We start from the raw sequence: 12900 nt of genomic DNA, 5'->3' as shown, positions 1-12900 counted from the left end.
GTTCTACTCGACAGCGTCAGGCGCGGTAGTCGTCAGTGGAAGGGCGAGCGCTAAAGGTTGGCCCAGTCGAACCTTACTTTCCGCCTCAAGGCTTTCCGCCAGCTTGATTCGGCCAGGCGCGAACAGGTTGATTACCGTAGAACCCAGTTTAAAGCGGCCCATTTCCTGACCTTTGAGTAATACCACGGCACCGTCATGATCGGCGGCCGGGTAATGCCAGCGTTTAATAATGCCTTCGCGCGGCGGTGTGACGGTGCCTGCCCAAACGGTTTCAATGCTGCCGACAATCGTTGCGCCCACCAGGATCTGCACCATCGGGCCCATATCGGTTTCAAAGTAACAAATTACGCGCTCGTTACGGGCAAAGAGGTTAGGGATGTTACGTGCGGTCAGCGGATTAACGGAGTAAAGATCGCCCGGTACATAGATCATCTCACGCAGGATGCCGTTACAAGGCATGTGGACGCGGTGATAATCACGCGGTGCCAGGTAAGTGGTCGCAAATTCCCCCTCACGAAACTGTGCCGCCATATGCTCATTACCGGCGAGCAGGGCGTCGATCGTGTAGTAATGGCCTTTCGCCTGGAAAATCTGATCGCCTTCAATATGGCCAAGCTGGCTGATCGCGCCGTCAGCAGGCAGAACGATCAGGCTGGCATCGGGATCGATTGGGCGTGCATCGTCCTTTAACGGACGAACAAAGAAATCGTTAAAGGTGCGGTAGCTGGCGGTATCCGGTTTCCGTGCTTCAGCCATATCGACTTTGTAAAACCAGACAAAAATATCAATGACCAGCTTCGTCAGCCAGCCGCCGCGACGGCTGGCTCCCCAACCCGCAAGTTCAGTCAGCCATTTTTTTGGAAGAATGTGATTCAAGCCGAGTTTAAAACGATCAAACACCCTAGCCTCCTGGCTATCTTTCATAACATTGACAAAAAGGGAGCGGATTGTAACAGCGCCCCAGTCAGATGGCGAATACGCCGTTACGGGCCTTAATCTTCACTCTCGGCGAAGTTTTTCCGGGTTTTCATTTGCGCCATGCTTTCAAGAATACGGTGGTAGTTATAGAAGCGTGATTGATCGATTTTGCCGTTTTCAACGGCTTCACGAATCGCACAGCCCGGATCGGTGTCATGCTTACAGTCACGAAACTTACAATCGCCTAAGAACGCACGGAATTCGACAAATCCACGCGTGATTTGTTCCGGCTCAAGATGCCACAAACCAAACTCACGGACACCCGGAGAATCAATCACATCCCCGCCCTCGGGGAAATGATAAAGCCGGGATGCGGTCGTGGTATGTTGGCCCAGTCCGGAAACATCGGAAACATCATTGGTCAGAATGGCGGTGTCCTGCTGTTGATCGAAGCCAAGCAGGGCGTTCAGCAGGCTGGACTTACCTACGCCGGACTGCCCGGCAAAGATACTTATCCGGTCAGTTAAGGCTGCCTGCAGTGCATTCAAACCCTCTTTCACATGGCTGGAAACCATCAATACCCGATAACCGATCTTGCGGTAAATCTCCATCTGCTCGTCAACAAACGCACGTGCGTTGTCATCCAGCAGATCGATTTTGTTCAGCACCAGCAGGGGCTCAATATCCAGTGTTTCGCTGGCGACCAGATAACGGTCGATAATATTCAGTGACAGCTCTGGCAGAATCGCGGACACGATAATAATTTGATCGATGTTTGCGGCGATGGGTTTGACGCCATCGTAGAAATCGGGGCGCGTCAGCACGCTGGTGCGTTCGTGCACCGCTTCAACAATACCTTTACCGCCGTTTAGCGCGGGACGCCATACCACCCGATCGCCGGTGACCAGCGAACGAATCGTACGACGTATATTGCAACGGTGGGTAAGGCCAGCACTGTCCTCGACATCGGCATGCATGCCAAATCGGCTGACCACCACGCCCTCTGCGTCCTGACCAAACAAATTATCGTCCGCTTCCGGGCGCGTTTTGCGCTGGTTCAAACGACGATCGTGGTTAGCGCTTACGCGACGTTGTTGACCTTTAGACAGTTTATTTTTACTCACTCACCCTCACCGTTTAGCTGGATTTCGCCCTGAGGGGCAAAACGTCTATGATACACCTTATTCATGATGAATGACGACTCAGCAACCACAGGTAACAGCATGGCCACTGGAAACGAAAATAATCTAATTTGGATCGACCTTGAAATGACCGGACTCGATCCGGAACGCGATCGCATTATTGAGATCGCCACTATCGTGACCGATGCCGACCTCAATATCCTGGCTGAAGGGCCGGTGATGGCGGTTCATCAGTCAGATGCACAGCTCGCCTTAATGGACGAATGGAACGTCCGTACACATACGAATAGCGGTTTGGTGGAACGGGTGAAGGCCAGTAAGATTGACGATCGCGCTGCGGAAAAAGCGACTATCGAGTTCCTACAGCAGTGGGTGCCCGCAAATACCTCGCCCATCTGCGGCAACAGCATTGGGCAGGATCGCCGTTTCCTGTTCAAGTACATGCCAGAGCTGGAAGCCTATTTCCACTACCGCTATTTAGATGTCAGCACGCTCAAGGAACTGGCTCGTCGTTGGAAGCCAGACATTCTTCCAGGCTTCAAAAAGAGCGGCTCGCATCAGGCGTTAGACGATATTCGTGAGTCCGTTGCCGAACTGGCGTACTACCGCCAACACTTTTTGCAGCTTTAAACCGCAAAGGGTGCGCAGGAAATCGCCAGGTTGATGCAATAAGCAGCAAACGCATCAAAAGCGCAAATTTTTGCTGTAAGCATCTTGCAGCAGCAGCGATTTCTCGTATAATGCGCACCCCGTACCGGTGAAGAATTTATGACGGTACAAGGCGCGGGAATAGCTCAGTTGGTAGAGCACGACCTTGCCAAGGTCGGGGTCGCGAGTTCGAGTCTCGTTTCCCGCTCCAAATTATGTTTAGCAGTACCCTCTATGCGGGAATAGCTCAGTTGGTAGAGCACGACCTTGCCAAGGTCGGGGTCGCGAGTTCGAGTCTCGTTTCCCGCTCCAAAATATGTTTAGCAGTGCCCTTCTATGCGGGAATAGCTCAGTTGGTAGAGCACGACCTTGCCAAGGTCGGGGTCGCGAGTTCGAGTCTCGTTTCCCGCTCCAGTTTTGTCACTTTCTTTGTCGCAGCCTGCCAGGCTGGATGATGATCTTTAGTACTACAGTCAGAGTTATCCACAGCAGGACAGATGACTGTTCATGCTTTTTTGCCGTTCTGTAAAACTCTTTTAAACAGAGTTATCCACAGATATAGGGATTAAGCCAAACGCTAGACGCATTTGCAAAATAACACAAATTTTATTTAATCTATTGATAGTTAAAGAAATAATAATATTTCATTATGTTATTTGATTCTGTCACTTGTGTTATTACGATTGAATGACAAGGTGTTTTTATTTTTATTCACAGGATGTGGAAATCTGTTTCCTGTGTATCGTTGCGCAATCAGGCATCACGCGGCAATCCCTTCTCTATTACCCTGACGAGCCTTTTTTGCTGTGCTGGCTGTACGTCAATCTCTACGTGCTTTCGCTTATCCTGTTGCTGCGCAATGGCCCACTGAATATGTTCGTCCAGTAAATCACTTTCCCCCAGCCGCTGTTCGAGTATGGGGAGGATCTCTGCGCTCCACGGGGCATTCCCTAGCGCCACCGCAATATTGCGTGACCAGCGCTGATAACCAATTCGGCGGATGGGAGAGCCTTCGGTAATACGCAGGAATTTCGCTTCATCCCACTGAAACAGGGCGGTTAACGCTGGCGCATGCAGCGCTGCGCGGGGTGAAAAATCCGCTTCGTCAGTCAGTTGCCCATAGCGGTTCCAGGGACAGATGAGCTGGCAGTCGTCACAGCCATAAATGCGGTTTCCCATCAGGGGCCGCAGCGCTTCGGGGATGGCGCCTTCGAGCTCAATCGTCAGGTAGGAAATGCAGCGGCGGGCATCCACCGTGTAAGGCGCCACGATAGCGCCTGTCGGGCAAATCGTCATGCAGGCCACGCAGCGTCCACACTGCTCTTCCTGTGGGGAATCTATCGGCAGAGGCAGATCGATCAGCAATTCCCCCAGGAAAAACCATGAGCCCGCTTCGCGGTTCAGGATCAACGAGTGTTTGCCGGTCCAGCCCAATCCGGCTTTCTCTGCCAGAGGGCGTTCAAGCAGTGGGGCAGAATCGACAAACGGACGAAACTGGCTTTCGCCACAGTGGGCCTGAATCATTTCTCCGAGCTTTTTCAGGCGATTGCGCAATACTTTGTGGTAATCACGGCCCAGCGCATAGCGGCTGACATAACCTAACTGTGGGTTTTTCAGCGTACTGGCGAAAGCGGCTTTGGCAGGAAGATAATTCATGCGCACGCTGATCACCCGCAGCGTACCGGGTAACAGCTCATGGGGACGCGCACGCATCATTCCATGGCGGGCCATCCATTCCATCTCGCCATGGTACTGTTTGTCCAGCCATGCCTGCAGACGCGGTTCTTCAGCGCTGAGATCGGTGTCGGTAATACCGACCTGCTGAAAGCCGAGATCGCGTCCCCACTGTTTAATGTGTTGAGCGAGTTGATCAAGATCGAGAGGGTATGACATGACTAACCAGAATTCGAAGAGAAACGGCAGCAGTTTACCACACTCTGTCTGGCCTGCGCAGGCACTGGCACAACTTGAGCGTGAGGGTGCCGATGCACTGGGTATCTCGCTCTACGAGCTGATGTTAAGGGCAGGACAGGCCGCCTATGAGCATATAACTGTCCACTGGCCGGATGCAGAGCACTGGCTGGTGCTGTGCGGTCATGGCAATAACGGAGGCGATGGTTATGTGGTTGCCCGTCTGGCGCAGGCTGCAGGCAAACAGGTGACGCTTCTGGCCTGTGATAGCGATAAGCCGCTGCCCGACGAAGCGGAGGCCGCCAGAAACAGCTGGCTTGAAGCGGGTGGGGTGATCCATGCGCCCGACGTGGCCTGGCCTGAAAAGGTCGATATTATCGTCGATGCGTTACTGGGAACAGGCATCAGCCGGGCGCCCGCCGAACCTGTTTCCACCCTGATAACTCAGGCAAACGCACATGACGCGCCAGTCATGGCGATTGACCTCCCCTCTGGTCTGTCTGCAGCGACAGGCAACACACCGGGAGAGGTTATCAATGCCACGCATACGTTGAGCGTTATTGCGCTTAAGCCCGGACAGCTTACCGGCAAGGCGCGGGACTGTATTGGGTCGCTTTACTTTGCCGACCTGGGACTGCAAAGCTTTCTGTCAGCGCAGTCGCCGCCTATGGCTCGCTATGATGCCCGTTTCTTATCCCACTGGCTGAAACCGCGTAAAGCAACGTCCCACAAAGGCGATCAGGGGCGTTTGTTGGTGATAGGCGGTGACAGCGGCACCGCCGGTGCCGTGCGGATGTCGGCAGAAGCCGCGCTACGAACGGGAAGTGGTTTGGTGCGAGTGCTTACTCACAAAGACAATATTATCCCTATCCTCACCGCGCGCCCGGAAATTATGGTGGATGTGCTCACGGACGCGGGACTGGCTGATGCGCTGGAATGGGCGGACGTCATCGCCATCGGTCCGGGGCTGGGACAGCGGGAATGGGGCAAAAAGGCGCTCGAAAAGGTTAAAAGTACTGAAAAGCCCATGCTTTGGGATGCAGATGCGTTTAACTTGCTGGCAATAAGCGCTGAGAAACGTCAGAATCGCATTATAACGCCGCATCCGGGTGAAGCTGCTCGTTTACTGGGTGTTAAGACCAGCGAAATTGAGAGTGACCGCTTACAAGCCGCACGAGAGCTGGCGAAACGTTATGGTGGCGTTGCCGTATTAAAAGGTGCGGGCACGATTATCGCCAGTGAAAACGGGCAAATGGCGTTTGCCGATGTGGGTAATGCCGGGATGGCATCGGGCGGAATGGGTGATGTGCTCACCGGTATTATTGCCTCGTTAATGGGACAAAAATTGGCGCTGTTTGATGCTGCCTGTGCAGGTTGTGTTGCTCACGGTGCTGCCGCTGATACGTTGGCTGAGCAGCGGGGCACGCGCGGCATGCTGGCATCAGACTTATTTGATCTGCTGTGGCAGTTTGTTAATCCAGAGATGAATCAAGAAGCATGAAGAGCTGTGTTATATCTTTGCCCAATGAGGCGGCAACACTCGAACTGGGTGCTCAACTGGCGCAGGCCTGTGGCAATGCGGCGGTGATCTATCTTTATGGCGACCTCGGCGCAGGAAAGACCACCTTCAGCCGCGGTTTCTTGCAGGCATCCGGTCATCCGGGCAATGTGAAAAGCCCTACCTACACCCTCGTCGAGCCTTATGTTCTTGAAGGGCGTTCCGTTTATCATTTCGATCTCTACCGCCTTGCCGATCCGGAAGAGCTGGAGTTTATGGGCATTCGTGACTACTTCACGAACGACGCGGTTTGTCTGGTTGAGTGGCCCCAACAGGGCGCCGGTATTTTGCCCCCGCCGGACGTGGCGTTGACGCTCCGTTATGTCGATGAAGCGCGGCAAGCCGAGCTGGTTGCGCACTCCGCCCAGGGGCAGCGCTGGGTTGATCAGATCGAACAAGGCAGGGTCCGGGCATGATGACATGGATGAAAATGCTCGTTGTGGCAGGATTGCTACTCATTACCGGCCCCCTGTTTGCCGCTAACCTGTCTGATATTCAGGTATCGAATGGCGGAAATCAGGCCACGGTTACGCTGAGTTTTTCCGGCCAACCGGTTTATGCCTACTTTCCGCTACACAATCCCGACCGTGTGGTGCTGGATATTCGTCAAAGCGGCGTCATCAAAGGCTTACCCCTGACGTTTAGCGGCGATAACATCGTTAAACGCATTCGTACCAGTACCCCAAAAGATAAACAAAGCATACGTCTGGTCTTTGAGCTGACGCAGTCTGGAAAAACCCGCGCCGTTACGCAACGCAACGGCAGTCAGTACAGCGTGGTCTTTACCATACAGGGTAAACATCCGGCCGTTACGCGCAGCGCGCCCGTGGTTGCAGCCGAGCCTGCGCCGACACGAGCACGGGAAACCGCAGCCAGTAATCCGTTCAATGCTAACCCGGTGACCACGGTCACCAACACCAACAGCACGGTCCGTCCCGGTGGGGTTGCCAGCCGAAACGACACGGTTATTGTAGCCATTGATGCCGGACACGGAGGCCAGGATCCCGGGGCGATAGGCCAGCACGGACTTAAAGAGAAAAACGTCACCATCGCCATTGCGCGTAAACTGAAAGTGTTGTTAAACGACGATCCCATGTTCAAAGGGGTTCTGACGCGTGACGGCGACTATTTTATCTCTGTAATGGGCCGTTCAGACGTTGCGCGCAAAGCGAATGCTAACGTGCTGGTGTCAATTCACGCCGATGCGGCACCCAGCCATGCGGCAACCGGAGCCTCTGTTTGGGTATTGTCTAACCGCCGCGCGAACAGTGAGATGGCAAACTGGCTGGAGCAGAAAGAGAAACAGTCAGAACTGTTAGGCGGAGCAGGCGATCTGCTGGCGAACAGTCAGGCCGATCCCTATCTGAGTCAGGCCGTGCTGGATTTGCAGTTTGGTCACTCGCAGCGCGTCGGGTATGACATCGCGACGAAGGTGATTCAGCAGCTGCGTGGCGTCACGTCTTTACACAAGCGTTTACCTGAGCATGCCAGTCTTGGCGTGTTACGTTCGCCGGATATTCCTTCCCTGTTGGTGGAAACCGGTTTTATTAGTAATGCCTCGGAGGAGCGACTGCTCGGCAGTAGCGCACACCAGGATAAGATTGCTCAGTCGATATATAAAGGACTGCGCGCTTATTTCCTGGCGCACCCGCTACAATCGGTCCCAAAGGAGGAAAACCGGCCGCTGGCTACGTCGCCAGCGGTCAGCGTAGTCAGTAATCCGGCGACCGGAGAGACGCAGTATACGGGCGCCATTCAGCGGCATACTGTAACGCGCGGCGAAACGCTCTCAGGAATCGCGGCAAAATATGGCGTGAGCATGGCAACACTGCGGCAGATGAACACCCTGAAGCGCGATGTTGTCTGGGTGGGGCAGCGGCTGAAAGTTCCGGCCAGTGCGGTGGCCAGCCGTACCGCACCGGCTTCCTCAGGGGCGCATCGCCCGGTGCGGCATAAAGTGGTGCGGGGAGACTCGCTGAGCAGTATCGCCGCGCATTATGGCGTCAGCCCTAAATCGATTCTCCAGGCGAATAACCTGAAATCCACCAACGTGATGTTGGGTCAGAACCTGAAAATCCCTGCATCCTGATTGTTAGCCCGGCCGCCGTGCCGGGTTGTCAGCCACAAGGATATCCAGCATGCCAATACAAATTTTGCCGCCGCAACTCGCAAACCAAATTGCGGCGGGAGAAGTGGTTGAGCGTCCTGCATCGGTCGTCAAAGAGCTGGTGGAAAACAGCCTTGATGCCGGGGCGACGCGCATTGATGTGGAAATTGAAAAGGGTGGCGCAAAACTGATTCGCATCCGCGATAACGGCTGCGGTATAGCGAAAAATGAGCTGGCAATGGCGCTGGCTCGGCATGCCACGAGTAAAATTGCTTCGCTGGACGATCTTGAGGCCATTATGAGCCTGGGCTTTCGCGGTGAAGCCCTGGCCAGTATCAGCTCAGTGTCTCGTCTGACCCTGACATCGCGCACGGCCGAGCAAAACGAAGCCTGGCAGGCGTATGCTGAAGGGCGCGATATGGACGTTACTGTTAAGCCCGCCGCCCATCCTTGTGGATCGACGCTGGAAGTGCTTGACCTGTTTTACAACACGCCAGCCCGGCGCAAATTCATGCGCACTGAAAAAACTGAATTCGGGCATATTGATGAAGTGATCCGGCGCATCGCGCTGGCGCGCTTTGACGTGGCTATCTCATTAAGCCATAACGGCAAACTGATGCGTCAGTACCGGGCCGTCAATGATGACGGGCAACGTGAGCGTCGGCTGGGTGCCATATGCGGGACGACCTTCATGCAGCATGCGCTACGCATAGACTGGCAACATGATGACCTTGTATTGCGCGGCTGGGTTGCCGATCCGTCCGGCTCCCGTCAGGTGAGTGATATTCAGTATTGCTATGTTAATGGCCGCATGATGCGTGACAAGCTGATCAATCATGCTATACGTCAGGCGTTTCAGAGCCAACTACAGGATGATCAGCACCCCGCTTACGTCTTGTATTTAGAGATAGATCCGCATCAGGTCGATGTAAATGTGCATCCGGCAAAACACGAAGTGCGTTTTCATCAGTCACGTCTGGTGCATGACTTCATCTATCAGGGCGTCATGAGCGTGCTGCAGGAAAGCGCCTCCCCGGTTCTGCCAACGTTACAGGCTGAAGAACCCACTCCGCGTTGGCAGCAGGAGAACCGCCAGGCGGCAGGCGGCAATCATTTCAGCCAGCCGGCTGTCACAGGTGACGCGGCCAGGCCATCGGTTGCACCCGCCTGGCAAAATAAAGACGCCGGATACAGCCAACGCGAAGGCCGGGTTTACCAGCAGCTTCTTAAAACGCCGGCGAGTTCGCCGGCAACCAAAAGTGCCGAGCCTGCGGCACGAGAGCCGGTCAGTGCCGTGCCACCTCTGGCGGCTCACGCCCACAGTTTTGGCCGCGTGTTAACCGTGCTTGAAGGCCAGTATGCTCTGCTTGAGCAGGGCCAGCGGTTACTGCTAATGGCTCTGCCTGTGGCAACCCGCTGGTTAAAGCAGGCACAGTTAGAACCTACCGAAGGTGGGCTGAAATCACAGCCGCTTTTGATCCCGGTGCGGTTAAAAATCGCCTCGGCGGAGCGCAAGGCGGCCCAGGAAAATCTCAGCCTGCTCAACCTGATGGGCATTGATTTACACCCTGAGGGTGACCACATTATCCTGCGTGCGGTGCCTTTACCGTTACGAACACAAAATTTACAAATCTTGATTCCTGAACTGTTAGGCTATCTCGCCCGGCAGCAAGAGAACTCTGCTACGCAACTGGCCCAGTGGCTGGCGCGACGTGAAGATGCAGAGCCTCAACACTGGAATCACTCCCAGGCGATTACCTTGCTGGCTGAGCTCGAAAGGCTTTGTCCGCAGTTACTGAAATCGCCACCTTCTGGCTTAGTACAAGCCATTGAGATTGAGAGCGCGGTCAACGCGTTGAAGCATGAGTGAACTGAACCAGGCTGGCCGGCCAAAGGCAATATTTTTGATGGGGCCTACAGCGTCGGGCAAAACCGCATTAGCGATCGAATTGCGCAAGCACTTACCTGTAGAGCTTATCAGCGTAGATTCGGCTCTGATTTATCGTCAGATGGATGTCGGTACGGCAAAACCCTCTGCAGAAGAGCGGGCGCTGGCGCCCCATCGTTTGCTGGACATTCGCGATCCTGCCGAAGCCTATTCGGCGGCAGAGTTCCGGCGGGATGCGTTAGCAGAAATGGCGGATATCGTTCAGCATGGACGAATTCCGTTGCTTGTTGGTGGAACTATGCTCTACTTCAAGGCGTTACTTGAAGGATTGTCGCCGCTGCCCTCGGCCGATCCGGAGGTTCGTCAAAAAATAGAGCAAATGGCGAATGAAAGAGGCTGGGAAGCTTTACATCGTCAACTTTGCGAAATTGATCCGGTCGCAGGCAGTCGTATTCATCCGAATGATCCGCAGAGACTTTCGCGAGCACTGGAAGTTTTTTTTATTTCGGGTAAAACTTTAACGGAACTGACAAAAATTTCTGGTGAAGCGTTACCCTACGATGTGCATCAGTTTGCTATCGCCCCCGCGAACCGCGAACTGTTGCATCAACGCATCGCACTGCGTTTTGATCAGATGTTGGCGTCAGGATTTGAAGCGGAGTCTCGGGCCCTGTTTGCACGAGGTGATTTGCATACGGATATGCCTTCCATTCGTTGTGTTGGCTATCGCCAAATGTGGTCGTATTTGGCTGGCGAGATCGATTACGACGAAATGGTTTATCGGGGAGTTTGCGCAACCCGGCAACTCGCTAAACGCCAGATGACCTGGTTACGTGGTTGGGAAAATATTCACTGGCTAGACAGTGATGAACCTCACTCAGCGCGTGATACAGTACTGAAGGTTGTTAGTGCGAAGCATGGGTGATTGTGTACAATTGGCAAGTTACGTGCGCAAATTTTTACGCAGTTTTTTTCAGAACCACTGTGTTCTACAAGCAACAAACAACAAGCATATAAGGAAAAGATAGAATGGCTAAGGGGCAATCATTACAAGACCCGTTTCTGAACGCACTGCGTCGTGAACGTGTTCCGGTTTCGATTTATTTGGTTAACGGTATTAAGCTGCAAGGTCAGATCGAATCCTTTGATCAGTTCGTGATCTTGTTGAAAAACACGGTAAGTCAGATGGTTTATAAGCACGCCATTTCTACCGTCGTGCCTTCACGCCCGGTTTCTCACCATAGCAACAATACCGGCGGTGGCAGCAGCAACAATTACCATCATGGCGGCAGCAGCACTTCTGCGCAGTCGCAGCCACAACAAGACGGTGATAACGCAGAGTAAGGCGGCACCGTTTAACCAGGATCGGAAAGCGTCAGGTTTTCCATCCTGGTCTTTTTATATAAGCGAGGTTATAGCTTGTTTGACCGTTATGATGCCGGTGAGCAGGCCGTACTGGTACACATCTGGTTCTCCCAAGACAAAGAGCTGGAAGATTTACAGGAATTCGAAACCCTGGTGTCTTCTGCTGGCGTTGAAGCACTGCAGGTTGTCACCGGCAGTCGTAAAGCGCCACACCCAAAGTATTTTGTCGGTGAAGGAAAGGCCGTTGAAATTGCCGATGCGGTAAAAACAAGTGGAGCATCGGTCGTTCTTTTCGATCATGCTTTAACGCCCGCTCAGGAACGTAATCTTGAGCGCCTGTGCGAGTGCCGTGTTATCGACCGCACTGGCTTGATTCTTGATATTTTTGCCCAACGCGCACGTACCCACGAAGGTAAATTGCAGGTTGAGCTGGCGCAGTTGCGTCACCTTGCAACACGTCTGGTACGTGGCTGGACGCACCTTGAACGCCAGAAGGGCGGGATTGGCCTGCGTGGTCCGGGTGAAACCCAGTTAGAAACTGACCGCCGTTTACTTCGCGGGCGCATTAGCCAGATTTTGTCGCGTCTTGAACGTGTTGAAAAACAGCGCGAGCAGGGCCGCCAGGCGCGTGCCAAAGCGGACGTCCCGACTGTTTCACTGGTGGGCTACACCAACGCCGGTAAATCTACTCTCTTTAACGCCATTACGTCTGCCAATGTCTATGCCGCGGACCAGCTGTTTGCGACGCTGGACCCCACGCTGCGTCGGCTAAACGTCGCTGATGTGGGCGAAGTGGTGTTGGCCGATACCGTTGGCTTCATTCGCCACCTGCCGCACGATCTGGTTGCCGCCTTCAAAGCTACCCTGCAAGAGACGCGTCAGGCCACGCTGCTGATGCACGTGATCGATGCCGCCGATGTCCGGGTTAATGAAAATATCGGCGCGGTTAATGAGGTGTTGGAGGAAATCGACGCTGATGAAATCCCCACGTTACTGATCATGAATAAGATCGACATGCTGGACGGTTTTGAGCCGCGCATCGACCGTGATGAAGAAAATATGCCGGTCCGCGTGTGGCTCTCTGCACAGTCCGGCGTCGGCATTCCTTTATTGTGGCAGGCGCTTTCCGAGCGGTTGTCCGGTGAAATTGCGCAGTATGATTTACGTCTGCCGCCGGAGGCGGGTCGCTTACGCAGCCGCTTCTATCAGTTGCAGGCGATTGAAAAAGAGTGGAACGAAGAAGACGGCTGTGTAGGGTTGCATGTGCGTATGCCCGTGATTGACTGGCGCCGCTTGTGCAAGCAGGAGCCGTCGCTGACCAGTTATATTGTTTGATATTGCCAAATCGAACTTACTCTGAGGA

Annotated in this window: 11 protein-coding genes and 3 tRNA genes; 11 read left to right on the top strand and 3 right to left on the bottom strand. The window is 54.0% G+C overall.

What is annotated here, in order from left to right:
* Nucleotides 1-3: 3 nt before the first annotated feature.
* A complete protein-coding gene (asd, locus tag EL29_RS15990) occupies nucleotides 4-900 on the bottom strand; it encodes an archaetidylserine decarboxylase (protein WP_014604894.1) in 897 nt (298 codons plus the stop codon).
* A 92-nt stretch (nucleotides 901-992) separates the two neighbouring features.
* Nucleotides 993-2042: a small ribosomal subunit biogenesis GTPase RsgA gene (gene rsgA, locus EL29_RS15985; protein ID WP_013027412.1), complete on the bottom strand. Its 1050-nt coding sequence runs from the start codon at nucleotides 2040-2042 to the stop codon at nucleotides 993-995.
* 99 nt (nucleotides 2043-2141) lie between these two features.
* Between rsgA and orn the strand changes: the two genes are divergently transcribed.
* The 4 genes from orn (at nucleotide 2142) to EL29_RS15965 (ending at nucleotide 3122) form a co-directional block, all read left to right on the top strand.
* Complete coding sequence (orn, locus tag EL29_RS15980) at nucleotides 2142-2690, top strand: oligoribonuclease (RefSeq protein WP_014604895.1); 549 nt, start codon at nucleotides 2142-2144, stop codon at nucleotides 2688-2690.
* 153 nt (nucleotides 2691-2843) lie between these two features.
* A tRNA-Gly gene (locus EL29_RS15975) sits at nucleotides 2844-2919 on the top strand.
* A 25-nt stretch (nucleotides 2920-2944) separates the two neighbouring features.
* Nucleotides 2945-3020, top strand: a tRNA-Gly gene (locus tag EL29_RS15970).
* 26 nt (nucleotides 3021-3046) lie between these two features.
* Nucleotides 3047-3122: transfer RNA gene (locus EL29_RS15965), tRNA-Gly, on the top strand.
* Nucleotides 3123-3461: 339 nt separating this feature from the next.
* On the opposite strand, the gene queG is transcribed toward EL29_RS15965, so the two are convergent.
* Nucleotides 3462-4601: a tRNA epoxyqueuosine(34) reductase QueG gene (gene queG / locus EL29_RS15960; RefSeq protein ID WP_013027410.1), complete on the bottom strand. Its 1140-nt coding sequence runs from the start codon at nucleotides 4599-4601 to the stop codon at nucleotides 3462-3464.
* On the opposite strand from queG, the gene nnr reads away from it, so the two are divergent.
* The 7 genes from nnr (at nucleotide 4600) to hflX (ending at nucleotide 12872) form a co-directional block, all read left to right on the top strand.
* Complete coding sequence (gene nnr, locus EL29_RS15955) at nucleotides 4600-6120, top strand: bifunctional ADP-dependent NAD(P)H-hydrate dehydratase/NAD(P)H-hydrate epimerase (protein ID WP_028715854.1); 1521 nt, start codon at nucleotides 4600-4602, stop codon at nucleotides 6118-6120. The genes queG and nnr overlap by 2 nt on opposite strands.
* Complete coding sequence (gene tsaE / locus EL29_RS15950) at nucleotides 6117-6593, top strand: tRNA (adenosine(37)-N6)-threonylcarbamoyltransferase complex ATPase subunit type 1 TsaE (protein ID WP_015699417.1); 477 nt, start codon at nucleotides 6117-6119, stop codon at nucleotides 6591-6593. Before nnr ends, tsaE begins: the two co-directional genes overlap by 4 nt.
* Nucleotides 6590-8266, top strand: coding sequence for an N-acetylmuramoyl-L-alanine amidase AmiB (gene amiB / locus EL29_RS15945; protein ID WP_013027407.1), 1677 nt, complete (start codon nucleotides 6590-6592; stop codon nucleotides 8264-8266). Before tsaE ends, amiB begins: the two co-directional genes overlap by 4 nt.
* 49 nt (nucleotides 8267-8315) lie before the next feature.
* Complete coding sequence (gene mutL, locus EL29_RS15940) at nucleotides 8316-10154, top strand: DNA mismatch repair endonuclease MutL (protein ID WP_014594725.1); 1839 nt, start codon at nucleotides 8316-8318, stop codon at nucleotides 10152-10154.
* Complete coding sequence (gene miaA, locus EL29_RS15935; RefSeq protein ID WP_015699418.1) at nucleotides 10147-11097, top strand: tRNA (adenosine(37)-N6)-dimethylallyltransferase MiaA; 951 nt, start codon at nucleotides 10147-10149, stop codon at nucleotides 11095-11097. The genes mutL and miaA overlap by 8 nt, the downstream gene beginning before the upstream one ends.
* Nucleotides 11098-11201: 104 nt before the next feature.
* Nucleotides 11202-11516 carry an RNA chaperone Hfq gene (gene hfq, locus EL29_RS15930; RefSeq protein ID WP_013027404.1) on the top strand — a complete coding sequence of 105 codons (315 nt, stop codon included), beginning with the start codon at nucleotides 11202-11204 and terminating at the stop codon, nucleotides 11514-11516.
* Between the two features lie 75 nt (nucleotides 11517-11591).
* Nucleotides 11592-12872 (top strand): ribosome rescue GTPase HflX, encoded by a 1281-nt coding sequence (gene hflX, locus EL29_RS15925; RefSeq protein ID WP_013027403.1) that lies wholly within the window; start codon nucleotides 11592-11594, stop codon nucleotides 12870-12872.
* The last annotated feature ends 28 nt before the right edge of the window (nucleotides 12873-12900 follow it).

The organism is Pantoea ananatis LMG 2665 (genome assembly GCF_000710035.2).
Classification (GTDB): Bacteria; Pseudomonadota; Gammaproteobacteria; order Enterobacterales; family Enterobacteriaceae; genus Pantoea; species Pantoea ananatis.
Note: the sequence above shows the minus strand (reverse complement) of the source record. Positions and strands in the feature narration are given on the sequence as shown.